The organism is Microcella pacifica (assembly GCF_009371975.2).
GTDB classification, from domain to species: Bacteria; Actinomycetota; Actinomycetes; order Actinomycetales; family Microbacteriaceae; genus Microcella; species Microcella pacifica.
On the sequence record NZ_VIKT02000002.1, the window covers coordinates 89,321 to 111,618 of the forward strand.

At 68.6% G+C, this 22,298-nt stretch carries 13 protein-coding genes and 1 tRNA gene; 3 read left to right on the top strand and 11 right to left on the bottom strand.

Annotated elements, in window-relative coordinates:
* Position 1: 1 nt before the first annotated feature.
* The 3 genes from uvrA to coaE are packed head-to-tail and all read right to left on the bottom strand — an operon-like array spanning position 2 to position 5,643.
* Positions 2 to 2,893, bottom strand: coding sequence for an excinuclease ABC subunit UvrA (gene uvrA / locus FK219_RS01535; protein WP_152582846.1), 2,892 nt, complete (start codon positions 2,891 to 2,893; stop codon positions 2 to 4).
* Positions 2,894 to 2,946: 53 nt separating this feature from the next.
* On the bottom strand, positions 2,947 to 5,013 hold the full coding sequence (uvrB, locus tag FK219_RS01540; RefSeq protein ID WP_152582847.1) for an excinuclease ABC subunit UvrB: 2,067 nt from the start codon (positions 5,011 to 5,013) through the stop codon (positions 2,947 to 2,949).
* Positions 5,014 to 5,022: 9 nt separating this feature from the next.
* Positions 5,023 to 5,643 carry a dephospho-CoA kinase gene (gene coaE, locus FK219_RS01545; protein ID WP_152582848.1) on the bottom strand — a complete coding sequence of 207 codons (621 nt, stop codon included), beginning with the start codon at positions 5,641 to 5,643 and terminating at the stop codon, positions 5,023 to 5,025.
* Positions 5,644 to 5,716: 73 nt separating this feature from the next.
* Here coaE and FK219_RS01550 point away from each other — a divergent pair, with 73 nt between their 5' ends.
* Positions 5,717 to 6,325: a DUF4126 domain-containing protein gene (locus FK219_RS01550; RefSeq protein ID WP_328821561.1), complete on the top strand. Its 609-nt coding sequence runs from the start codon at positions 5,717 to 5,719 to the stop codon at positions 6,323 to 6,325.
* A gap of 95 nt (positions 6,326 to 6,420) precedes the next feature.
* Here the strand turns inward: FK219_RS01550 and rpsA are convergent, their stop codons facing one another.
* The 3 genes from rpsA to polA all read right to left on the bottom strand — a co-directional run bounded on the left by rpsA (position 6,421) and on the right by polA (position 12,376).
* Positions 6,421 to 7,872, bottom strand: a complete 1,452-nt coding sequence (rpsA, locus tag FK219_RS01555) for a 30S ribosomal protein S1 (RefSeq protein ID WP_152582850.1) — start codon at positions 7,870 to 7,872, stop codon at positions 6,421 to 6,423.
* Between the two features lie 153 nt (positions 7,873 to 8,025).
* A complete protein-coding gene (locus tag FK219_RS01560) occupies positions 8,026 to 9,708 on the bottom strand; it encodes a DUF885 domain-containing protein (RefSeq protein ID WP_152582851.1) in 1,683 nt (560 codons plus the stop codon).
* Between the two features lie 10 nt (positions 9,709 to 9,718).
* Complete coding sequence (gene polA, locus FK219_RS01565; protein WP_152582852.1) at positions 9,719 to 12,376, bottom strand: DNA polymerase I; 2,658 nt, start codon at positions 12,374 to 12,376, stop codon at positions 9,719 to 9,721.
* A gap of 65 nt (positions 12,377 to 12,441) precedes the next feature.
* On the opposite strand from polA, the gene FK219_RS01570 reads away from it, so the two are divergent.
* Positions 12,442 to 12,867 carry a hotdog fold thioesterase gene (locus FK219_RS01570; protein ID WP_152582853.1) on the top strand — a complete coding sequence of 142 codons (426 nt, stop codon included), beginning with the start codon at positions 12,442 to 12,444 and terminating at the stop codon, positions 12,865 to 12,867.
* 44 nt (positions 12,868 to 12,911) lie between these two features.
* Here FK219_RS01570 and FK219_RS01575 read toward each other — a convergent pair whose 3' ends face one another.
* Positions 12,912 to 13,559, bottom strand: coding sequence for an ANTAR domain-containing response regulator (locus FK219_RS01575; RefSeq protein ID WP_152582854.1), 648 nt, complete (start codon positions 13,557 to 13,559; stop codon positions 12,912 to 12,914).
* A gap of 48 nt (positions 13,560 to 13,607) precedes the next feature.
* Here FK219_RS01575 and FK219_RS01580 point away from each other — a divergent pair.
* A tRNA-Leu gene (locus FK219_RS01580) sits at positions 13,608 to 13,690 on the top strand.
* A gap of 86 nt (positions 13,691 to 13,776) precedes the next feature.
* Here the strand turns inward: FK219_RS01580 and FK219_RS01585 are convergent.
* The 4 genes from FK219_RS01585 to gltB form a co-directional block, all read right to left on the bottom strand.
* Positions 13,777 to 14,592 carry a LysM peptidoglycan-binding domain-containing protein gene (locus tag FK219_RS01585; protein WP_152582855.1) on the bottom strand — a complete coding sequence of 272 codons (816 nt, stop codon included), beginning with the start codon at positions 14,590 to 14,592 and terminating at the stop codon, positions 13,777 to 13,779.
* Positions 14,593 to 14,630: 38 nt separating this feature from the next.
* Complete coding sequence (gene pyk, locus FK219_RS01590) at positions 14,631 to 16,088, bottom strand: pyruvate kinase (RefSeq protein ID WP_152582856.1); 1,458 nt, start codon at positions 16,086 to 16,088, stop codon at positions 14,631 to 14,633.
* A 62-nt stretch (positions 16,089 to 16,150) separates the two neighbouring features.
* A complete protein-coding gene (locus FK219_RS01595) occupies positions 16,151 to 17,608 on the bottom strand; it encodes a glutamate synthase subunit beta (RefSeq protein ID WP_152582857.1) in 1,458 nt (485 codons plus the stop codon).
* On the bottom strand, positions 17,601 to 22,178 hold the full coding sequence (gltB, locus tag FK219_RS01600; protein WP_152582858.1) for a glutamate synthase large subunit: 4,578 nt from the start codon (positions 22,176 to 22,178) through the stop codon (positions 17,601 to 17,603). The genes FK219_RS01595 and gltB overlap by 8 nt, the downstream gene beginning before the upstream one ends.
* Positions 22,179 to 22,298 lie beyond the last annotated feature (120 nt).

Sequence of the window (22,298 nt, forward strand, 5' to 3'; positions counted from 1 at the left end):
GTCAGGCGCCGATGACCTCGGTCTGCGGCAGCAGTTCGGCGAGGAACTGCCCGGTGTAGCTGTCGGCGTGCTGAGCGACCTGCTCCGGCGTGCCCGTGACGAGCACCTGACCGCCGCCGGCGCCGCCTTCGGGCCCGAGATCGATGAGCCAGTCGGCGGCCCGGATGACGTCGAGGTTGTGCTCGATGACGATGACGGTATTGCCCTTGTCGACGAGGCCTCCCAGTACGACGAGCAGCTTGCGCACGTCTTCGAAGTGCAACCCCGTCGTGGGCTCGTCGAGCACATAGACGCTGCGGCCCATCGATCGCTTCTGCAGCTCCGTCGCGAGCTTGACGCGCTGCGCCTCGCCGCCCGAGAGCGTCGTGGCGCTCTGGCCGAGTCTCACGTACCCGAGGCCCACGTCGACGAGGGTTCTCAAGTAGCGGTGGATGGCCGAGATGGGCTCGAAGAACTCCGCCGCCTCCTCGATGGGCATGTCGAGCACTTCGGAGATGTTCTTGCCCTTGTAGTGCACGGTGAGGGTGTCACGGTTGTAGCGGGCACCGTGGCAGACCTCGCACGCGACGTAGACGTCGGGCAGGAAGTTCATCTCGATCTTGATGGTGCCGTCGCCCGCGCAGTTCTCGCAGCGACCGCCCTTGACGTTGAAGCTGAATCGCCCGGGCAGGTAGCCGCGCGACTTCGCCTCGAGCGTCTCGGCGAACAGCGAGCGAATGCGGTCGAAGACGCCCGTGTACGTCGCGGGATTCGAACGGGGTGTGCGACCGATGGGTGCCTGATCGACGTGCACGACCTTGTCGAGGTGCTCGAGCCCGTGCACGCGCGCGTGCTTGCCCGGCACTTGCCGTGCCCCGTTGAGCCGGTTGGCGAGAACCTTGTAGAGGATGTCGTTCACGAGTGACGACTTGCCGGAGCCGCTCACGCCCGTCACCGCGACGAAGACGCCGAGGGGAAAGTCGACGGTCACGTTCTGCAGGTTGTTGGCACGCGCGCCCTCCACGGTGAGGATGCGCCCGCGGTCGATCGGCCGCCGTGTCACGCGCTCGATGACCTGCCGCCGACCGGCGAGGTAGTCCCCCGTGATCGACTCCTTGTTCTTGAGCAGCCCGGCGTAGGAGCCGGAGTGCACGACACGCCCGCCGTGCTCCCCCGCACCCGGCCCGATGTCGACGATCCAATCGGCCGTGCGGATGGTGTCTTCGTCGTGCTCGACGACGATGAGGGTGTTGCCGAGGTTCTTGAGCTTGACGAGAGTGTCGATGAGTCGCCGATTGTCGCGCTGGTGCAGCCCGATGCTCGGTTCGTCGAGCACGTAGAGCACGCCGGTGAGGCCGCTGCCGATCTGCGTCGCGAGCCGGATGCGCTGCGCTTCGCCGCCGGAGAGGCTGCCGGCCGCACGGGCCATCGTCAGATAGCCGAGACCGACTTCGAGGAGGAACTCCAGGCGCGCTCTGATCTCCCGCAGCACGGCCGCGGCGATCGACGCCTCCCGCTCGGTGAGGCTGATCGCGGTGACGAATGCAAAGGCGTCCTGCAGGCTCAGCTCGGCGACCTCGGCGATGTTGCGGTCGTCGACGAGCACGGCGAGCACTTCGGGCTTGAGGCGCGCGCCGTCGCACTCGGGGCAGGGAACCTCCCGCAGGTACTCGGCGAACCTCTGCTGCGACCAGTCGCTTTCTGCCTCACGGTACTTGCGCTCGATGTAGGGGATGACTCCCTCGAAGCCCGTCGTGTAGGTCACATCGCGCCCGTAGCGGTTGCGCCACTTCACCCGCACGTCGAAGTCGTTGCCGTGCAGCACGGCGTGCTGCGTGCTCTCCTCGAGCTCTCCCCACGGCGTATCGAGGGAGAACCCGAGGTCGTTCGCGAGGCCGCCCAGGAGCTTCTGGAAGTAGCTGTAGAGCCCCTTGCCCTGCTGGTTCCAGGGGAGAATCACGCCGTCATTGAGGGTGAGGCTCGGGTCACCGATGAGCAGGTCGACGTCGACCGCCTGGCGCGTGCCGAGACCGGAGCACACGGGGCAGGCGCCGAAGGGCGCATTGAACGAGAAGGTGCGAGGCTCGATCTCGGTCAGTCGCAGAGGATGACGGTTGGGGCAGCTGAGCTTTTCGCTGAAGGTGCGGGTCGTCTCCTCCCCCTCCTCGTCCACGAAGTCGATCACGACGAGGCCGTCGGTGAGCCGCAGCGCGGTCTCGAGCGAGTCGGTGAGGCGCGTGAGGATGTCGTCCTTCGCGACGAGCCGATCGACGACCACGGCGATGTCGTGCTTGACCTGCTTCTTGAGCGTGGGCGGGTCGCTGAGCTGGATGACCTCGCCATCGACGACCGCTCGTGAGTACCCTCCCGCCGCTAGTTCCTTGAAGAGGTCGACGAACTCGCCCTTCTTCTGGCTGACGACGGGAGCGAGCACCTGATAGCGCCGACCGCTCTCGAGCGTCATGAGCTCATCGGCGATCTGCTGCACGGTCTGGCGCTGGATGCGCTCCCCGCACTCGGGACAGTGCGGAATGCCGACGCGCGCCCAGAGGAGGCGCATGTAGTCGTAGATCTCGGTGATCGTGCCCACCGTCGAGCGCGGGTTGCGGTTGGTCGACTTCTGGTCGATCGAGACGGCCGGGCTGAGCCCCTCAATGAAGTCGACATCGGGCCGGTCGACCTGGCCGAGGAACTGCCGCGCGTACGCGGAGAGCGATTCGACGTAGCGGCGCTGCCCCTCGGCGAAGATCGTGTCGAAGGCGAGCGAGCTCTTGCCCGAGCCTGAGAGCCCGGTGAAGACCACGAGCGAGTCGCGCGGAATCACGAGGTCGACGTCGCGCAGATTGTGCACGCGCGCACCGCGCACGCTCAGGTGGGGAACGGATTCGTCAGGAGTAGCCGGCACTCTCGTCATTGTAGGTGGGGCCCCCGACAACGAGCCGTGCGCACTCATCGCGCAGGAAGCGCTCAGCGCACGTGCCCGACCTCGATCATCTGCCGCAGCTCCTTCTTGAGATCCTGCACCTCGTCCCGCAGGCGCGCCGCGAGCTCGAACTTGAGCTCGTCGGCCGCCGTGAGCATCTGCGCATTGAGGTCGGCGATGATCGACTCGAGCTCGGCGGCGCCCGAGGCCGCCCGCCCCTCCCGGCGCGACACCGGTGCCGGAGCGCGCTTGCCCCCGCCGCGCCCGGAGAGCAGGGCCTCGGTGTCGGCGCCCTCGCGCACGAGCTGATCGGTGATGTCGGCGATGCGCTTGCGGAGCGGTGTCGGATCGATGCCCATCTCGGTGTTGTAGGCGATCTGGCGGTCGCGGCGGCGGGTGGTCTCGTCGATCGCCTGCGCCATCGAGGGCGTCACGGTGTCGGCGTACATGTGAACCTGGCCGCTCACATTGCGGGCCGCGCGCCCGATGGTCTGGATGAGCGAGGTCGCCGACCGCAGGAAGCCCTCCTTGTCGGCGTCGAGGATCGCCACGAGCGAGACCTCCGGCAGGTCGAGCCCCTCGCGGAGCAGGTTGATGCCGACGAGAACGTCGTACACGCCCTGGCGCAATTCGCGCAACAGTTCCACGCGGCGCAGGGTGTCGACGTCGGAGTGCAGGTAGCGTACGCGCACGCCCGCTTCCGTCAGGAACTCCGTGAGCTCCTCCGCCATCTTCTTCGTGAGCGTCGTCACGAGCACGCGCTCGTCGCGTTCGGTGCGCTGGCGGATCTGCTCGAGCAGATCGTCGATCTGGCCCTTGCTGGGCTTGACGACGATCTCTGGGTCGATGAGGCCCGTGGGGCGGATGATCTGCTCGACGACCGAGTCGGTGATGCCCAGCTCGTACTTGCCAGGGGTGGCCGAGAGGTACACCTTCTGCCCGGTGCGGGCGAGGAACTCCTCCCAGCGCAGCGGCCGGTTGTCCATCGCGCTCGGCAAGCGGAAGCCGTGCTCGACGAGCGTGCGCTTGCGTGAGGCGTCGCCCTCGAACATCGCGCCGATCTGGGGCACGGTCGCGTGACTCTCGTCGATCACGACGAGGAAATCCTCCGGAAAGTAGTCGAGAAGGCAGTTCGGCGGCTCCCCCGCCGCGCGGCCGTCGATGTGGCGGGAGTAGTTCTCGATACCGCTGCAGAACCCGATCTGCTCCATCATCTCGAGGTCGAAGGTCGTGCGCATGCGCAGCCGCTGCGCCTCGAGCAGGTTGCCCTGGCGCTCGAGCTCGGCCAGGCGCTCCTCGAGCTCCACCCGGATCGTGCCGACCGCGCGCTCCATGGTCGCCGGCGAGGCGGCGTAGTGCGTCGCCGGGAAGACCGACACCGCATCGAGGGAGCGCACGACATCGCCCGTGAGCGGGTGCAAGGCGTACAGAGCCTCGATCTCGTCGCCGAACATCTCGATGCGAATGGCGAGCTCTTCGTACATGGGAATGATCTCGATGGTGTCGCCGCGCACGCGGAACTTGCCGCGCGAGAAGTCCACGTCGTTGCGCTGGTACTGCATGCCGACGAAGCGGCGGATGAGGTCGTCGCGCGCGATGGTCTCCCCGACCTGCAGCGCCACCATCGCCTCGAGGTACTCCTCCGCCGCCCCCAGACCGTAGATGCACGACACCGTGGACACGACGACGACGTCGCGTCGGCTCAGGAGCGAGTTGGTCGTCGAGTGCCGCAGCCGCTCGACCTCGGCGTTGATCGAGCTGTCCTTCTCGATGAAGGTGTCCGTCTGAGGCACGTACGCCTCGGGCTGGTAGTAGTCGTAGTACGAGACGAAGTACTCGACCGCATTGTGGGGCAGCAGCTCGCGGAACTCCGTCGCCAACTGCGCCGCGAGGGTCTTGTTGTGCGCCATGACGAGCGTCGGGCGCTGCACCTGCTCGATGAGCCAGGCGGTCGTGGCCGACTTGCCCGTGCCCGTGGCGCCCAGGAGCACGACGTCGGTCTCGCCCGCGTTGATGCGGGCGGCGAGCTCGGCGATCGCCTGCGGCTGGTCGCCGCTCGGCTGGTAGTCACTGACGACCTCGAAGGGGCGCACGGATCGGGTCGGCTGCATGCCGCCAGCCTATTCCGCGCCCCCGACACTCGCCCGAGAGCGCACTGTGCTCCACACCTGGTCCGCCTGCTCGAGGGTGCGCTCGAGGGTGCCGGAGGCGTCGATCACGATGTCGGCGAGTGCGCGCCGCTCATCATCCGTCAGCTGCGCCGCGACGCGCACGCGCGCCTCCTCCTCCGTCATGCCCCGATGCTCGACCAGTCGCCGCACCCGGGTCTGCGCGGGGGCATCCACGACCACGACGAGGCCGAACTCGTCGCGCCCGCGCGCCTGGCCGAGCAGCGGTACGTCGTAGACGATGAGCGCTCCCGGATCGGCGTCGCGCGCCCGGGCGACCGACTCGTGGTAGAGGCGATGAACCTCGGGATGCACGATCGCATTGAGGGCGGAGCGCTCAGCCTCGTCGGCGAAGACCCTACGGCCCAGCGCGCCGCGGTCGAGGGTGCCGTGCTCGTCGAGCACCTCGGCCCCGAAACGCTCGGCGATGGCCTCGAGACCCGCCGAGCCGGGGGCGACCGCCTCTCGAGCGAGCGCATCCGCGTCGATGATCACTGCGCCGTGCCCGCGCCAGCGGCGCGCGACAGTGCTCTTGCCCGCGGCGATTCCCCCCGTCAGCGCGATCACATCCACGGGCTCCAGCCTAACGGCGCTCACGCGGCCGAAGCGGATATCATGGCGCTCAGCGAACGCGAGGGAGGACGACGTGCTCGAGATTCTCACCGGCACGGGCCTGGCGGTCGCCGCGGGTCTCAACGCCTACATCCCCCTCCTCATCCTCGGCCTCGCGGGTCGCTTCGTGGACGTCATCGAGCTGCCCGCCGCATGGGCATGGCTCACCAACGACTGGGTGCTCATCATCATCGGGGCGCTCCTCGTGATCGAGATCATCGCCGACAAGATTCCCGCGGTCGACTCGATCAACGACTGGCTCCAGACGCTCATCCGCCCTGCGGCGGGCGGCATCGTGTTCGGCACGGGAAGCGCCACGCAGACGGCCGCGGTGAGCGACCCCGCCGCCTTCTTCGAGGGTGATCAGTGGGTGCCCGTCGTCGTCGGCATCGTCATCGCTCTCGTGGTGCACGGCGGAAAGATGCTCGCCCGGCCCGCGGCCAACACCCTCACGGCCGGGGCAGCCGCGCCCGTGCTGTCGACCGGTGAGGACATCGGCGCGGTCGTTCTGAGCCTCCTCGCCCTCCTCATCCCCGTGCTCGTGATCGTGGCTCTCGTGGGGCTCGTGCTCGCCGTCGTGCTCGCCTTCCGGCGGGCGGGGCGTCGACGTCAGTCCGTCGAGCCCGTCCCCTCACCGCACTAGCGCTGCTGCCCGAACGCACGAACGGGCCGCACTCGCGAGGAGTACGGCCCGTTCGACCCAGTTCACGCGCGGGGCGTGACGGGTGGTGACTCAGATCAGACGTTGCCCGAGAGCTTCTCGCGCAGCGCGGCGAGCGACTCGTCGTCGGCGAGGGTGCCCGCACCCGCGGCGTCGGAACTGAACCCTGCACCTCCGGTGGACGGAGCCTCCAGGTTCTCGTCCTCGACGAGCGCGGTCGCGACCTGCTTCTTGTGCTGCTCCCAGCGAGCCTGGGCGGCAGCGTAGTCCTGCTCCCACTTGCCGCGCTGCTCGTCGAAGCCGTCCTTCCACTCGCCCGACTCGGGGTCGAAGCCGTCCGGGTACTTGTAGTTGCCGGCCTCGTCGTACTCGGTGGGCATGCCGTAGACGGCGGGGTCGAACTCGGTGCCCTCGGGGTCGACGCCCTCGTTCGCCTGCTTGAGGCTCAGCGAGATGCGACGGCGCTCGAGGTCGATGTCGATGACCTTGACGAACACCTCGTCACCGACCGACACGATCTGCTCGGCGAGCTCGACGTGCTTGGCCGAGAGCTCGGAGATGTGCACGAGGCCCTCGATGCCGTCCGCGACGCGCACGAACGCGCCGAACGGGACGAGCTTCGTGACCTTGCCCGGTGCGACCTGACCGATCGCGTGAGTGCGGGCGAAGACCTGCCACGGGTCCTCCTGCGTCGCCTTGAGCGAGAGCGAGACGCGCTCGCGCTCGAGGTCGACCTCGAGGATCTCGACGGTGACCTCCTGGCCCACCTCGACGACCTCGCTCGCGTGCTCGATGTGCTTCCAGCTGAGCTCGGAGACGTGCACGAGGCCGTCCACTCCGCCGAGGTCGACGAACGCGCCGAAGTTGACGATCGACGACACGACGCCCTTGCGCACCTGGCCCTTGGCGAGGTTGTTGAGGAACGTCGAGCGTGTCTCGGACTGCGTCTGCTCGAGCAGGGCGCGGCGCGAGAGCACGACGTTGTTGCGGTTCTTGTCGAGCTCGAGGATCTTCGCCTCGATCTCCTGGCCAAGGTACGGCGTGAGGTCGCGCACGCGGCGCAGCTCGATGAGGGACGCGGGCAGGAAGCCGCGCAGGCCGATGTCGACGATGAGGCCGCCCTTGACGACCTCGATGACGGTACCGGTGACGACACCGTCGTCATCCTTGATCTTCTCGACGTCACCCCAGGCACGCTCGTACTGCGCGCGCTTCTTGGAGAGGATGAGGCGGCCTTCCTTGTCCTCCTTCTGGAGGACGAGGGCCTCGACCATGTCGCCGACGGAGACGACCTCGGTGGGGTCGACGTCGTGCTTGATCGAGAGCTCGCGCGAGGGGATGACGCCCTCGGTCTTGTAGCCGACGTCGAGGAGGACCTCGTCGCGGTCGATCTTCACGACGGTTCCTTCGATGAGGTCGCCGTCGTTGAAGAACTTGAGGGTCAGTTCGACCGCGGCCAGAAAGTCTTCTGCAGAGCCGATGTCATTGATGGCGATCTGCTCGGGTGCCTTGGTCGTTACGGTGGTCATAGAGATGAGTGCTCCGATGCGGACAGTATTCGGGCCCGGGACGACGTGGTTCTGGAGTGTCGTTTCGGGCATGCGGACAGGATGGTCGTCACATCGACGACTCTCCAGCCTATCCTGCTCGGCGCCGGACCGGCAAACTGCCAGCCCACCGGTTCACGAGCCCAGCAGCGCGCCGCGCAGCGTGTCGAGCCCCACACCCCCGAGGTCGAGTGCGCGCTTGTGGAAGGACTTGTCGCTGTACGACGCCCCCTCGCGAGTGCGCGTCTCGGCGCGCAGCTGCTCCCAGATGCGCTGACCCACCTTGTAGGAGGGCGCCTGCCCGGGCCACCCGAGATAGCGATGCACCTCGAAGTCGATGAAGCCATCGTTCATGTTGACGTGGCGGTGCAGGAAGCGGAAGGCGTCATCGCTCGTCCAGACCGCGCCCGTCTCGGGGTGGATCTTGCCGAGGTGCACGCCGATGTCGAGCACGACACGGGCGGCCCGCATGCGCTGACCGTCGAGCATGCCCAGCCGGTCGGCGGGGTCGTCGAGGTAGCCGAGCTCCTCCATGAGCCGCTCGGCGTAGAGCGCCCAACCCTCAGCGTGACCGCTCGTGCCGGCGAGCAGCCGGCGCCACGAGTTCAGCTGCGCGCGGTTGTAGACGGCTTGACCGATCTGCAGGTGATGGCCGGGCACGCCCTCGTGGTAGACCGTCGTCGCCTCGCGCCAGGTGTCGAACTCGTCGACCCCTTCCGGGATGCTCCACCACATGCGCCCCGGTCGCGAGAAGTCGTCGGTCGGGCCCGTGTAGTAGATCGCACCACCCGCGGTGGGCGCGATCATGCACTCGAGCCGCCGCACGGGCTCCGGGATGTCGAAGTGCGTGCGCGAGAGCTCGTCGACGGCGGTGTCGCTGAGCTGCTGCATCCACTGCCGCAGCGCCTCGCGGCCGTGCAGTTTGCGGGCCGGGTCGCGCTCGAGATGCGCGATGGCCTCCTCGACGCTCGCGCCGGGCAGGATGAGGTCGGCGGTGCGGGTCTGCTCCTCGACCATGCGCGCGAGTTCCTCGATGCCCCACTCGTAGGTCTCGTCGAGGTCAATCGTGGCGCCGAGGAAGCGGCGCGAGTGAAGGGTGTACAGCTCGCGACCCACGGCGTCGGTCTCCGTCGCTGCGGGGGCGAGCTCGTGCTCGAGGAAGTCGGCGAAGGCGCCGTAGGCGGCGGCCGCGGTCTCGCCGCCACGGCGAAGGTCGCTGCGCAGCGCTGCGCTCAACTCGCCCTCAGCAAGGGCCGCGCTGGCGGTGAAGTCGCCAAAGAAGCCCTCAGCCGCGGAGTTCTGACGGGCCTGCTCGAGCACGCGCTCGACCTGTCGCCGCGCGGGTGTGCGACCGAGCCGGATTCCCTCGCGCAGGGTCGCCGCGTATCCCTCGAGCGCGCCCGGCACATTGCCGAGCTTGACGGCGATGGTGTGCCAGTCTGACTCGCTGCCGGTCGGCAGGAGGTCAAGAATCTCGCGGATGCTCTGCGCGGGCGAGGCGATGACGTTGAGGTCCCGCTCCGTCCACCCTGCCTCGTCGAGCTCGAGGTGCAGGCGCAGCTCGCTCGACAGATCGGCGATCGTGACGCGGTCGACCGCGTCCTCTGCCTCCGCAGCCTCGAGTTCGCCGAGCGCTGCGCGGGCAGCCTGAGCGAGCTCGGCGACGCCCTCGGGCGAGTAGTCGGCGAAGGTCTCGACGGGCCCGGGAACTCCGGCGTAGATGGCGACCTCGGGGTCGAGCTGGGCGAGGGTGGCGACCCAGCCTTCTGCGATCGCATCGACGCGGGTGGGGGTGCGGGCTGGAGCGGAGTCGGTCATGCGGGTCAGCCTAGTGAGCGGCGTCGTCCCAGTCGGCACCGACGCCCACCTGCACGTCGAGTGGAACGGCGAGCTCGGCCGCGCTCCCCATGCGCTCGCGCACGATGGTCTCGACGGACTCCCGCTCCCCCGGCGCCACCTCGAGCACGAGCTCGTCGTGCACCTGGAGGAGCAGGCGCGACCCGAGCGACTGCGCGCGCAGGTCGTTGGCGACGCCGATCATCGCGATCTTCATGATGTCGGCGGCGGAACCCTGGATGGGGGCGTTGAGTGCGGCGCGCTCCGCGTTCTCGCGCAGCACCCGGTTGGGGCTCGCGAGGTCGGGGAAGGGCCGACGCCGCCCGAAGATCGTCTCGGTGTAGCCGTCGACCTTCGCCTGCTCGACGACGCTGCGCAGGTAGTCGCGCACCGCTCCGAATCGCGCGAAGTAGTCGGTCATGAGCTGCTTCGCCTCCGCGGAGGGGATGCGCAGCTGCTTGCTGAGCCCGAAGGCGCTGAGCCCGTAGGCGAGCCCGTAGCTCATGGCCTTGACCTTGGTGCGCATCGCCGGAGTCACGTCGGCGGGGTCGACCGAGAAGATGCGCGCGCCGACGAAGCGGTGCAGATCCTCCCCCGAGCGGAACGCCTCGATGAGCCCCTCGTCGCCGGAGAGGTGCGCCATGATGCGCATCTCGATCTGCGAGTAGTCAGCGGTGAGCAGGCTCTCGTAGCCCTCACCGGCCACGAAGGCGGCGCGGATCCGGTGCCCAACCTCCGTGCGCACGGGGATGTTCTGCAGATTCGGGTCGGTCGACGAGATGCGACCCGTCGTCGTGCCGGTCTGCTCGTAGGTCGTGCGGATGCGGCCGTCGGTGTGGATCGAGGCGACGAGGGTCTCGATGATCTGACGCAGCTTCGTCGCGTCGCGGTGCTGCAGCAGCAGACCGAGGAAGGGGTGGGGATGCGCCTCCTGCAGATCGGCCAGGGCGGCCGCGTCCGTCGTGTACCCGGTCTTGGTCGCCCGCGTCTTCGGCATGCCGAGCTCCTCGAAGAGCACCTCCTGCAGCTGCTTCGGCGACCCGAGGTTGACCTCGTGCCCGATCTCTGCGAAGGCCTTCTGGGCGAGGTCGGCCGCCACGTCGGCGAGCTCGGCGCTCAGCGCTTCCAGCACGGACCGATCGACGGCGACTCCGGCACGCTGCATGGCGGCGAGCACCGGGGCGGTCGGGAGGTCGAGGTCGGTGAGCACGGTCGCACTGCTCGCCACGAGAGACTCGCGCTGCGCGGTGGCCAAGCGGTGCAGGTACCACGCCGAGGTCGCGGGCGAGACGGCGCCCGTGTCGGGTACCAGCTGGTTGGGGTCGGCCTCGGGCAGAGTGTCGCCGAGCACGCTGTGCACGAGGTCGGCGAGGGCGTACGACTTCGCGCCGGGACGCTCGATCCACGCGGCGAGCTTCGCGTCCCACACGACTCCGTCGAGGGTGATGTCGAGCGCGCTGAGCACCGAGTGCGCCGTCTTCGCGTCGGCGAGCACCTTCGGGTGGTCGCTCGCGAGCCACTGCTCGAGTGCGGCGTAGTCGGGGCGGTGCGCGGCCCAGTTCACCTGCACGCTCTCGGTCGCGGTCGCGAGCCCGATCGCGGCGAGTTCGCCGAGCGGAGCATCCACGATCATGGCGATGTCGCCGCCGGTCGTGGTCGCGGTGCGCAACCAGGCCGCGAGCTCTTCGTCCACGAGCGTGCGCACCGCGGGCGTGTCGGCGTGCGGGGCTGCGGGAGCGTCGTCGATGACGGCGCCCTCGCTCGCGGCGATCTTGAGCACGCGCTCGGTCAGGGTGCGGAACTGCAAGCGCTCGAACACCTCCTGCACCGCCGGCACGTCGATAGGACGCCGCTCGAGGTCGCGCGGGCCGACGGGCAGCTCGACATCGGTCACGAGGCGGTTGAGCCGACGGTTGCGCTCGGCTCGATCACGCTGCTCGCGCAGATTGTTGCCGACCACTCCCCCGATCTCGTCGATGTGCTCCCAGATTCCCTCGAGTGAGCCGTACTGGGTGATCCACTTCACAGCGGTCTTCTCGCCGACCTTGTCGATGCCGGGAAGGTTGTCGCTCGTCTCGCCCACGAGGGCTGCGATCTCCGGGTACTGCTCGGGCGCTATGCCGTAGCGCTCGCGCACCGTCGTCGGGTCGTAGCGCTTGAGCTCGGAGACCCCTCGCGCGTTCGGGTACAGCAGAGTGACGTCGTCGGTCACGAGCTGGATGGTGTCGCGGTCACCCGAGACGACGAGCACGTGCATCCCCTCCGCGGCGCCCTGGGAGGCGAGGGTCGCGAGAATGTCGTCGGCCTCGTAGTCCTCCTTTGTGATCGTCGTGACGCTCATCGCGGCGAGTGCCTCCTGCAGGAGCGGCACCTGGCCCACGAACTCGGGTGGAGTCTCGCCGCGGGTGCCCTTGTACTCCGGGTACTCGCGCGTGCGGAAGGAGTAGCGCGAGATGTCGAACGCGACCGCCACGTGGGTGGGCTTCTCCTTCGCGAGGAGCCCCAGGAACATCGAGATGAAGCCGTGGATGGCGTTCGTGTGCTGCCCGTCGCGCGTGACGAAGCTGTCGATCGGCAGCGCGTAGAACGCCCGGAAGGCGAGCGAGTGGCCGTCGACGATGAGGAGCGTAGGCTTTTCTGAGTCCGTCACGCGGTCAGCCTAGCGAGGCGCACCGACCGCCGCCCCGGCTCGCCGCCCACCTCGAGAGGAACCCGATGACCCGACTGCCCGACGACCTCGACCCGGAGCTCGTGGAGCGCCTCGTCACCACGCGCGGCGGAGCCCTCGCGCAGAAGATGGAGATCGACTTCGTCGAGCTGTCGGCCGAGCGCTCCCTGGCGCGGATGCCCGTCGCGGGCAATACGCAGGTCATCGGTCTGCTGCACGGGGGCGCCCACGTCGTGCTCGGAGAGAGCCTCGGCTCGATCTCCTCAGCCATCCACGCCGGGCCGGGGCGCTACGCGGTCGGCATCGAGATCAACGCCACGCACAGCCGGTCCGTCACCGAGGGCATGGTCACGGGAACGTGCACGGCCCTCGTGCTCGGGCGCACGCTGTGCACGCACGAGATCGTCATCACCGACGACGAGGGCCGCCGGCTGTCGACCGTGCGCATGACGAACCTGCTGCGCGACCGCTAGGTCGCCGGCGGGTTCAGGCTCCGTCGAGCTGCGGCCTCGACGGGTCAGTCGTCGGTGGGCTCGGTCGCGGCCTTCTTGGCCGGGGCGTCCTTCTTCGGCGCGAGCTGCTCGATGACGGCCTGGGCGACGGCCTGCATGGTGGTGCGGCGATCCATCGAGGCCTTCTGGATCCAGCGGAACGCTTCCGGCTCGCTGAGGCCCATGCGCTCGTTGAGGAGACCCTTCGCGCGGTCGACGAGCTTGCGCGTCTCGAAGCGCTCGACGAGGTCGGCGACCTCGGTCTCGAGCGTCAGGATCTGCTGGTAGCGGCTCAGCGCGATCTCGATCGCCGGCAGCAGGTCGTTGGGGGTGAACGGCTTCACGACGTAGGCGAGAGCACCCGCCTCGCTCGCCTGCTCGACGAGCTCCTTCTGGCTGAATGCCGTCAGCAGCACGACGGGGGCGATGTGGTTCTCGCTGAGACGCTTCGCGGCCTCGATGCCGTCGAGCTGGGGCATCCTGATGTCCATGATGACGAGGTCGGGGCGCAGCTCCGTCGCGAGAGCCACCGCGGTCTCGCCATCGCCCGCCTCACCGACCACATCGAAGCCGTTGTCCCGAAGGATCTCGACGATGTCCATGCGGATGAGCGACTCATCCTCGGCGACGACGACGCGTCGCGGTGCTGAAGTACTCTGCTCCTGATCACTCACGATCACGAGCCTACGGTATCGTCAACATGCCGCTTGCGACGCGGCGGGGCCGGCTTGGCGGAATGGTAGACGCGGAGCACTCAAAATGCTTTGTCCGAGAGGGCGTGTGGGTTCGAATCCCACAGCCGGTACGCATCACTAGTCGCACGACACGACCGTGCGGCTCTGCGCAACGCTGTGCGTCGCGGGGTTCGAATCCCACAGCCGATACGCATCACTAGCGATTCGCAGGGTCGAGGTTGAGTACCTCGCCCACATAGGCGAGTGCGGGGTCGTCGCCCGGCACGAGACGCGCTGGGTTGAGGTACAAAAGATCGTCGAGGGTGATCCCGAAGCGTGCAGCGATCTCCGCCAGCCGATCGTCGTCCGCGACCGCGTAGTCGATCGGAACGCCGTCCGACAACTCGACGTTGCCCCGTGCTCCCCCGGTAGACCCGGCATCCGTCACGACGAGTCCCGGTCGCATGTCCGGCATCGTCCAGGTGAGCGGTGCGACAGCCGCGACCGCGTAGAAGCAGTCCTCGAGGGGTGCTCCTGAGCGCGTCAGGACGACATCGTCGAGGTACGCGGGGTCAGGCCACGACGAGTCTCCATGGCCGAAGCCCCCGAGGGCGAAGGAGTACGTAGGCGCGGGCGTGAAGTCGCCGAATCCGTGAAGTCCCGCACGTCTCGACGCGCAGTACTCGCCGGGCACGAAGGGCTCCGTGCTCAGGTATGCCGAGAGCGTGCCGTCGAGCTCGGTCTCGAGGTCGTCGATGCGCACGCCGAAGCCGTCATCACCGGTCGCAGTGATCGTGACCGTCCCGGCGACATCGCCCGCGAGAGTTCCCGTGGCCACGACCTGGCCTCCGTCGAGCGTCGGGCGGGGAGCGGCCGCAGGAGCCGCGGACTCGGTCGGGGCCATCGTCGCGGCCTCAGTCGGCACGCGGGGCTCCGCAGGCCCGGTGCACGCGGCAACGACGACGAGCACCGCCACCGCGAGGCCACCGCCGAGCATCCGGCGTCCCCACCAGTTCTGCTCGCGCCCCGTCATGAACGCGAGCATACATCGGCAACGCGGCGCCGAGGGTGCTACTCGACGCTGCCGCCCGAGATCCACGCGGGCAGCTCGGTGCCCACGGTGTCGCCCACGGTGTGCACGCGGATGTCGTTGGTGCCGCCCGAGACCCCGGGAGGCGAGCCGGAGATCACGACGACCTTGTCGCCCGTCTCGGCCAGTCCGCGACCGAGCAGCACGTCGTCGACCTGCCGGTACATGGCGTCGGTGTGGGTGACGCTCTTGACGAGGAACGACTCGATGCCCCACGTGAGCGACATGCGCCGCTGCACGTGCGGGTTCGGCGTGAACGCCTTCATCGGGATGCGGAACCGCAGCCGCGACATACGACGAGCCGAATCGCCGCCCTCGGTGAAGACGCACACGTACTTCGCCTCCACGAACTCTGCGACCTCCGCGGCGGCGAGCGTGATGGCGCCGCCCTGCGTGCGGGGCTTCGTGCCGAGCGGCGGGATGCGCTCGAGCCCGTGCTCCTCGGTCGCGGCCACGATGCGCGCCATCGTGGAGACCGTGATGACGGGGAACTCCCCCACGCTCGTCTCGCCACTGAGCATGACCGCGTCGGCACCGTCGAGGACTGCGTTGGCGACGTCGCTCGTCTCGGCGCGGGTCGGGATCGGGCTGCTGATCATCGACTCGAGCATCTGCGTCGCGACGATGACGGGCTTCGCCATGCGGCGCGCGAGCTCGACGGCGCGCTTTTGTACGATCGGCACGGCCTCGAGCGGAAGCTCCACCCCGAGGTCCCCGCGCGCGACCATGATGCCGTCGAAGGCGTCGACGATCTCCTCGAGCGCGTCGACCGCCTGCGGCTTCTCGATCTTGGCGATGACAGGAAGGGTTACGCCCTCCTCGCGCATGATCTCGTGCACGCGTGTGATGTCGCTCGCGTTGCGCACGAACGAGAGCGCGATGTAGTCGGCGCCGAGGCGCAGGCCCCAGCGCAGGTCGTCCTCGTCCTTCTCCGACAACGCGGGAACGTTGACGGCGACGCCGGGCAGGTTGATGCCCTTGTTGTTGGACACGGCGCCCGCAACGACGACCTCGGTACGCACGCGCACTCCGTCGGTGTCGAGCACGCGCAGCTTGACCTTGCCGTCATCGACGAGAAGGAAGTCGCCCGGCTTGACGTCCTGCGGCAAGCCCTTGAAGGTCGTACCGCACTGCTCCTTCGTGCCGAGGACGTCTTCGGTCGTGATCGTGAAGATGTCGCCCTCGGCGAGCTCGTGCGGCCCATCGGAGAACTTGCCGAGCCGGATCTTGGGGCCCTGCAGGTCGACGAGGATGGCGACGGGGCGACCCGTGTCCTCCGCGGCCTTGCGCACGTTGCCGTAGACCTCCTCGTGCACGTCGTACGTGCCGTGGCTGAGGTTCATACGGGCGACGTCGACGCCGGCTTCGATGATCGCTCGGATGTTCTCGTAGCTCGACGTCGCCGGCCCGAGGGTGGCGACGATCTTTGCTCGTCTCATGGCTTCCTTCACTGTGGTGGTGGTGGGGTGGAGAAGGGAGGTGCGAAAGGGTGGGTGCGTCGCTACACGCGCAGCGGCTGGTCGGTGGCGCGCACGGGCGCGGGCAGCTCGCTGCTGCCCTGCAGGTAGCGATCGGCCTCGGCCGCCGCTGCACGGCCCTCGGCGATCGCCCACACGATGAGTGAGGCACCGCGGCCTGCGTCGCCCGCGACGAACACGCCGGGCTCCGAGGTCGTGTAGTCGGCGGCGCGCGACACCGTGCCGTGCTCCTCGAACGGGATGGACAGCTGCGGCTCGAGCGTGTCGCGCTCGGCCCCCGTGAAGCCGAGGGCCAGCAGCACGAGGTCGGCCGGGATCTCGTGCTCGGTGCCCGCCTTCGGCACGCGGCGCCCGTCGACGAACTCCGTCTCGGCGACGCGCAGCGCGCGCACCTCGCCCGCGTCGTTGCGCAAGAACTCGACGGTCGAGGCCAGGTAGCGGCGCTCACCGCCCTCCTCGTGCGCGCTCTGCATCTCGAAGAGCGTCGGCTGCACGGGCCACGGCTGGTGCTCGGGGCGCTCCGCGGGCGGCTGCACGCCGATCGCGAGGTTGGTGACGCTCAGGGCACCCTGGCGGTGCGCGGTGCCAATGCAATCAGCACCGGTGTCGCCGCCGCCGAGGACGACGACGTGCTTGCCCTCGGCCGTGATCTGGTCGTCGACCGCGTCGCCCGCCTGCACCCGATTGGACTGCGTCAAGTACTCCATCGCGAAGTGCACGCCGAGAGCGTCGCGCCCCGGGATGGGCAGGTCGCGCGGCTGCGGAGCGCCCGTGGCGACGATCACGGCGTCGTAGCGGTCGCGCAGGTCACTCCAGGTGATGTCGCGGCCGATCGTCACCCCGGCGCGGAACCGGGTGCCCTCGGCCTGCATCTGCGTGAGCCGGGCATCCAGATGGCGCTTCTCCATCTTGAAATCAGGGATGCCGTACCGCAGCAGGCCGCCGATGCGGTCGTCCCGCTCGAAGACCGCGACGGTGTGGCCCACGCGAGTGAGCTGCTGGGCGGCCGCGAGGCCCGCGGGACCACTCCCGACGACCGCGACAGTCTTGCCGGTGAGGCGCTCAGGCGGGATCGGCTGCACCCAGCCGTTGTTCCACGCGTTCTCGATGATGGACGCCTCGACCTGCTTGATCGTCACGGCAGGCTGGTTGATCGCGAGCACGCACGAGGCCTCGCACGGTGCGGGGCACAGCTTGCCGGTGAACTCCGGAAAGTTGTTGGTCGCGTGCAGTCGCTCGATCGCCTGACGGCCCTCACCGCGCCAGGTCAGGTCGTTCCACTCGGGGATGAGGTTCGCGAGGGGGCACCCCTGATGGCAGAACGGCACACCGCAGTCCATGCAGCGGCCGGCCTGACGGCGCAGCTGCGCGGGGTCGCCCTGCTCGTAGACCTCTTTCCAGTCCATGAGTCGAATCGGCACGGGCCGGCGCGGCGGCAGCTCACGCTCGGTCGTCTTCAGAAAGCCGCGGGGGTCAGCCACCGGTCACCTCCAGAATCCTCTCCCAGACGACGTCGCCGTCCGGATCCAGTCCTTCATCCGCCGCTGTACGGCGGGTTTCGATCACCGCTGCGAAGTCGCGCGGCATGACGGTCGTCATGCGACCGAGGGTCGTGTCGAGGTCGTCGAGCAGTCGGTCGGCGAGAGCCGACTCGGTCTCGTCGCGGTGCCGGCGGAGGAACTCGGTGACCTCCTCCCGCTCGACGTCGGTGAGCGGGCGCAGAGTGAGCTCGCCCGACTCGATCGCGTCACGATTGACACGCTCGGTCACAAGATCGAGCACGTACGCCGTCCCGCCCGACATTCCCGCGCCCAGGTTGCGGCCCGTCGATCCGAGGATGAGCGCCGTGCCGCCGGTCATGTACTCGAGCGCGTGGTCGCCCACACCCTCCACGACGGCGGTGGCCCCGGAGTTGCGCACGAGGAACCGCTCGCCCACGATGCCGCGGATGAACATCTCGCCGCTCGTCGCGCCGTAGCCGATCACGTTGCCGGCGATGACGTTGCGCTCGGCGTGGAAGACGCTCTCGCGGTGCGGGCGCACGATGACGCGGCCGCCCGAGAGCCCCTTGCCGACATAGTCGTTGCTGTCGCCGAACAGCCGCAGGGTGATGCCGTGCGGGAGGAATGCGCCGAGGCTCTGCCCAGCGGAACCCGTGAGCGTCACGTCGATCGTGTCGGTTGCCAGCCCCTCTTCACCGTGCCGCAGGGTGACCTCGTGGCCGAGCATCGTGCCTACGGCGCGGGCCGTGTTGCGCACGGGCAGGTCGATGCGCACGGGGCCACCGTGCTCGAGGGCGTCGCCGCTGAGACGGATGAGCTCGTTGTCGAAGTGCTCATCGATCTCGTGGTCCTGCTCGACCGTCTTGATGCGCGCCACGTCCTCGGCGAAGACGGGCCCCTCCAGGATCGGGCGCAGATCGAGGCCGTCGGCCTTCCAGTGGTGCACGGCACGATCGATGTCGAGCAGCTCGCTGCGCCCGATCGCCTCGTCGAGCGAGCGGAAACCGAGTTCGGCGAGGTACTCGCGCACCTCCTCGGCGAGGAACTCGAAGAAGTTCACGACGAACTCGGGCGTACCGCTGAAGCGCTCGCGCAGCACGGGATTCTGCGTCGCGACCCCGACCGGGCACGTGTCCAGGTGGCACACGCGCATGAGGATGCAGCCCGAGACGACCATGGGGGCCGTCGCGAAGCCGAACTCCTCGGCACCGAGGAGTGCGGCGATGACGACGTCGCGGCCGGTCTTCATCTGGCCGTCGACCTGCACGGTGACGCGGTCACGCATGTTGTTGAGCATGAGTGTCTGCTGCGCCTCCGCGAGGCCGAGCTCCCACGGCGTCCCCGCGTGCTTGAGCGAGTTGAGCGGGCTCGCCCCCGTGCCGCCGTCGTGACCGGATACCAGAATGACATCGGCCTTGGCCTTCGCCACTCCCGCCGCCACCGCGCCGATGCCCGACTGGCTCACGAGCTTGACGTGGATGCGCGCGGACGGGTTGGAGCGCTTGAGGTCGAAGATGAGCTGCTTGAGGTCTTCGATGGAGTAGATGTCGTGGTGCGGCGGAGGCGAGATGAGCCCGACACCGGGAGTTCCGTGCCGCAGCCGCGCGATGAGCGGATAGACCTTGTTGGAGGGCAACTGACCGCCCTCCCCCGGCTTCGCACCCTGGGCCATCTTGATCTGGATGTCGTCGGCGTGCGTGAGGTACATGCTCGTGACGCCGAAGCGGCCTGAGGCGACCTGCTTGATGGCGCTGCGTCGCTCCGGGTCGAGCAGGCGTTCGGTCGACTCGCCGCCCTCCCCCGTGTTCGAACGACCCCCGAGCCGGTTCATCGCGATCGCGAGCGTCTCGTGCATCTCGGGGCTGATCGCACCGAGGCTCATCGCTCCCGTCGTGAAGCGCTTCACGATCGACGCGACGGACTCGACCTCCTCGAGCGGAACCGGAGGACGCTCCCCGGTTTTGAGGCGGAACATGCCGCGCAGCGTCATGAGCCGCTCGGCCTGCTCGTCGACCGACCGGGTGTACTCGCGGAAGATGTCGTAGCGCTTGGACCGGGTCGCGTGCTGCAGTCGGAAGACCGTCTGGGGATCGAAGAGGTGCGGCGGGCCCTCGCGGCGCCACTGGTACTCGCCGCCGGTCTGCAGCCGCTCGTGCGGGTTCACCGGAACGCTGGGCGGGTAGGCGAGCGCGTGGCGCGCGGCGTTCTCGCGCGCGATCGTCTCGATGCCGACACCGCCGAGGATGCTCGTCGTACCCGTGAAGTACTCGTCGACGAAGTCCTGGTCAAGACCGACCGCCTCGAAGGCCTGAGCGCCTGCGTAGGAGCTCACGGTCGAGATGCCCATCTTGGACATGATCTTGAGCACGCCCTTGCCGAGGCCCTTGATGACGTTGCGCACCGCCGCCTCGGGCGTGAGGCCCGTGATCATGCCGGAGCGCACGAGGTTCTCGACAGTCTCCATCGCGAGGTAGGGGTTGACGGCGGAGGCGCCGAAGCCGATGAGGAGCGCGATGTGGTGCACCTCGCGCACGTCTCCCGCCTCGACGATGATGCCGACGCGCATGCGCTTCTCGGAGCGGATGAGATGGTGGTGCACCGCGGAGAGCAGCAGCAGGGAGGGGATCGGCGCGAGATCGGCGTTCGAGTCGCGATCGCTCAGCACGACGAACTCCGCGCCGTCGTCGATCGCTTCGTCGACCTCGGCGCACACCGCCGCCAGTCGCTTCTCGAGCGCCTTGGGGCCGCGATCCACACGGTAGAGCCCGCGGATCGTCTTGGTGAGCGAGCTGCCCGGCCGCGGATCGATGTGCTGGATCTTCGCGAGCTCGTCATTGTCGATCACGGGGAAGTCGAGGACGACCTGGCGCGCGTGCCGGGGTGTGGCCGCGAGCAGGTTGCGCTCCGGCCCGAGGCCGAGCCGCATCGAGGTCACGACCTCTTCCCGGATCGAGTCGAGGGGTGGGTTCGTGACCTGCGCGAACTGCTGGGTGAAGTAGTCGAAGATGAGCCGCGGACGATCGGAGAGCACGGCGATTGGAGTGTCGGACCCCATGGCGCCGAGGGGCTCGGCACCCGTCCTCGCCATGGGGGTGAGGAGAACGCGCACCTCCTCCTCCGTGTAGCCGAAGGTGCGCTGGCGGCGCACGATCGAGGCGGGGGTGTGCACGATGTGCTCCCGCTCCGGGAGATCCTTGAGGTTGATGCGCTGGGTCTCCAGCCACTCGCCCCACGGGCCGGATGCGGCGATCTCGCTCTTGATCTCGTCGTCCTCGATGATGCGGCCCTCGGCGGTGTCGACGAGGAACATCCGGCCAGGGCGCAGCCGGCCCTTGCGCACGACGCGGGCCGGATCGATGTCGAGCACGCCGATCTCGCTCGCGAGCACGACGAGGCCGTCCTCGGTGACGAGAAAACGCCCGGGACGCAGCCCGTTGCGGTCGAGGGTCGCGCCGACGAGGTCGCCGTCGGTGAAGGTCAGCGCCGCAGGGCCGTCCCACGGCTCCATGAGCATGCCGTGGTACTCGTAGAAGCTTCGGAGGTCGGGGTCGATATCGACCTGGTTCTCCCACGCCTCGGGCACCATCATCATGATCGCGTGAGGCAGTGGTCGGCCCCCGAGCTCGAGAAGCTCGACGACCTCGTCGAACGATGCCGAGTCGCTCGCGCCGGGCGTGACGATCGGGAACACGTCGCTCAGATCGCCGAACACCTCGTTCTCGAGCTGAGACTGTCGGGCGCGCATCCAGTTGCGGTTGCCCTGCACGGTGTTGATCTCGCCGTTGTGCGCCATCATGCGGAACGGCTGCGCGAGCGGCCACGACGGGAAGGTGTTCGTCGAGTAGCGCGAGTGCACGAGAGCGAGCTTCGACGCGAAGCGCTCGTCGCTCAGGTCGGGGTAGAACGGCTCGAGCTGGAGCGTCGTGACCATGCCCTTGTAGACGAGTGTGCGGCTCGAGAGCGAGGGGAAGTACGACCCGAGCTCGCGCTCGGCGCGCTTGCGCAGACGGAAGGTCTGGCGGTCGAGAGCGATGCCGACGAGCGCCTCGCCCTCGGCGTCGTGACGGCGGGACCGCACGAAGAGTTGCTCGAAGGTCGGCATCGCCGCGCGCGCCAGGTTGCCGATGTTGTCGGGGTCGATGGGCACCTCGCGCCAGCCGACGACCTCGAGGTCCTCCTCGCCGGCGATGCGCTCGATCTCGCTCTTCTCGGTCGCCCGCTCGTCGTCGTCGGTGGGCAGGAAGGCCATGCCGACGGCGTACGCCCCCACGGGCGGTAGGGCGAAGGCCGTCACCGCACGCAGGAACTCATCGGGAATCTGCGTGAGGATGCCCGCACCGTCGCCCGTGCCGGCATCGGAGCCGATCGCGCCGCGGTGCTCGAGGTTGCGCAGAGCGTCCAGTGCCGCCTGGATGATGTCATGACCCGCCGTGCCCCGGAGGGTGGCGACCATCGCGAGGCCGCACGCATCGTGCTCGCGCGCAGGGTCGTACAGGCCCTGCGCGGCGGGCACGGTGGAGAACCGCTGATAGGGAGAGGCTGAAGCCATGGAAGAACCGTCCTCACGGTGAGACTGGAGGCGTACGGGACGTCGCTGGCCCGATGATGAACTGGTCGCGCGGCAGGGATTCGTCGACCCCGTCGAATGGTCGAGGGTGGCGACCGCGGC

Excerpts from the sequence above, each read along its gene's own strand:
- FK219_RS01560 (WP_152582851.1), bottom strand. The coding sequence starts at position 9,708 with ATGACCGACTCCGCTCCAGCCCGCACCCCCACCCGCGTCGATGCGATC.
- pyk (WP_152582856.1), bottom strand. The coding sequence starts at position 16,088 with ATGAGACGAGCAAAGATCGTCGCCACCCTCGGGCCGGCGACGTCGAGC.
- gltB (WP_152582858.1), bottom strand. The coding sequence starts at position 22,178 with ATGGCTTCAGCCTCTCCCTATCAGCGGTTCTCCACCGTGCCCGCCGCG.
- rpsA (WP_152582850.1), bottom strand. The coding sequence starts at position 7,872 with ATGACCACCGTAACGACCAAGGCACCCGAGCAGATCGCCATCAATGAC.
- uvrB (WP_152582847.1), bottom strand. The coding sequence starts at position 5,013 with ATGCAGCCGACCCGATCCGTGCGCCCCTTCGAGGTCGTCAGTGACTAC.
- uvrA (WP_152582846.1), bottom strand. The coding sequence starts at position 2,893 with ATGACGAGAGTGCCGGCTACTCCTGACGAATCCGTTCCCCACCTGAGC.
- FK219_RS01585 (WP_152582855.1), bottom strand. The coding sequence starts at position 14,592 with ATGACGGGGCGCGAGCAGAACTGGTGGGGACGCCGGATGCTCGGCGGT.
- FK219_RS01570 (WP_152582853.1), top strand. The coding sequence starts at position 12,442 with ATGACCCGACTGCCCGACGACCTCGACCCGGAGCTCGTGGAGCGCCTC.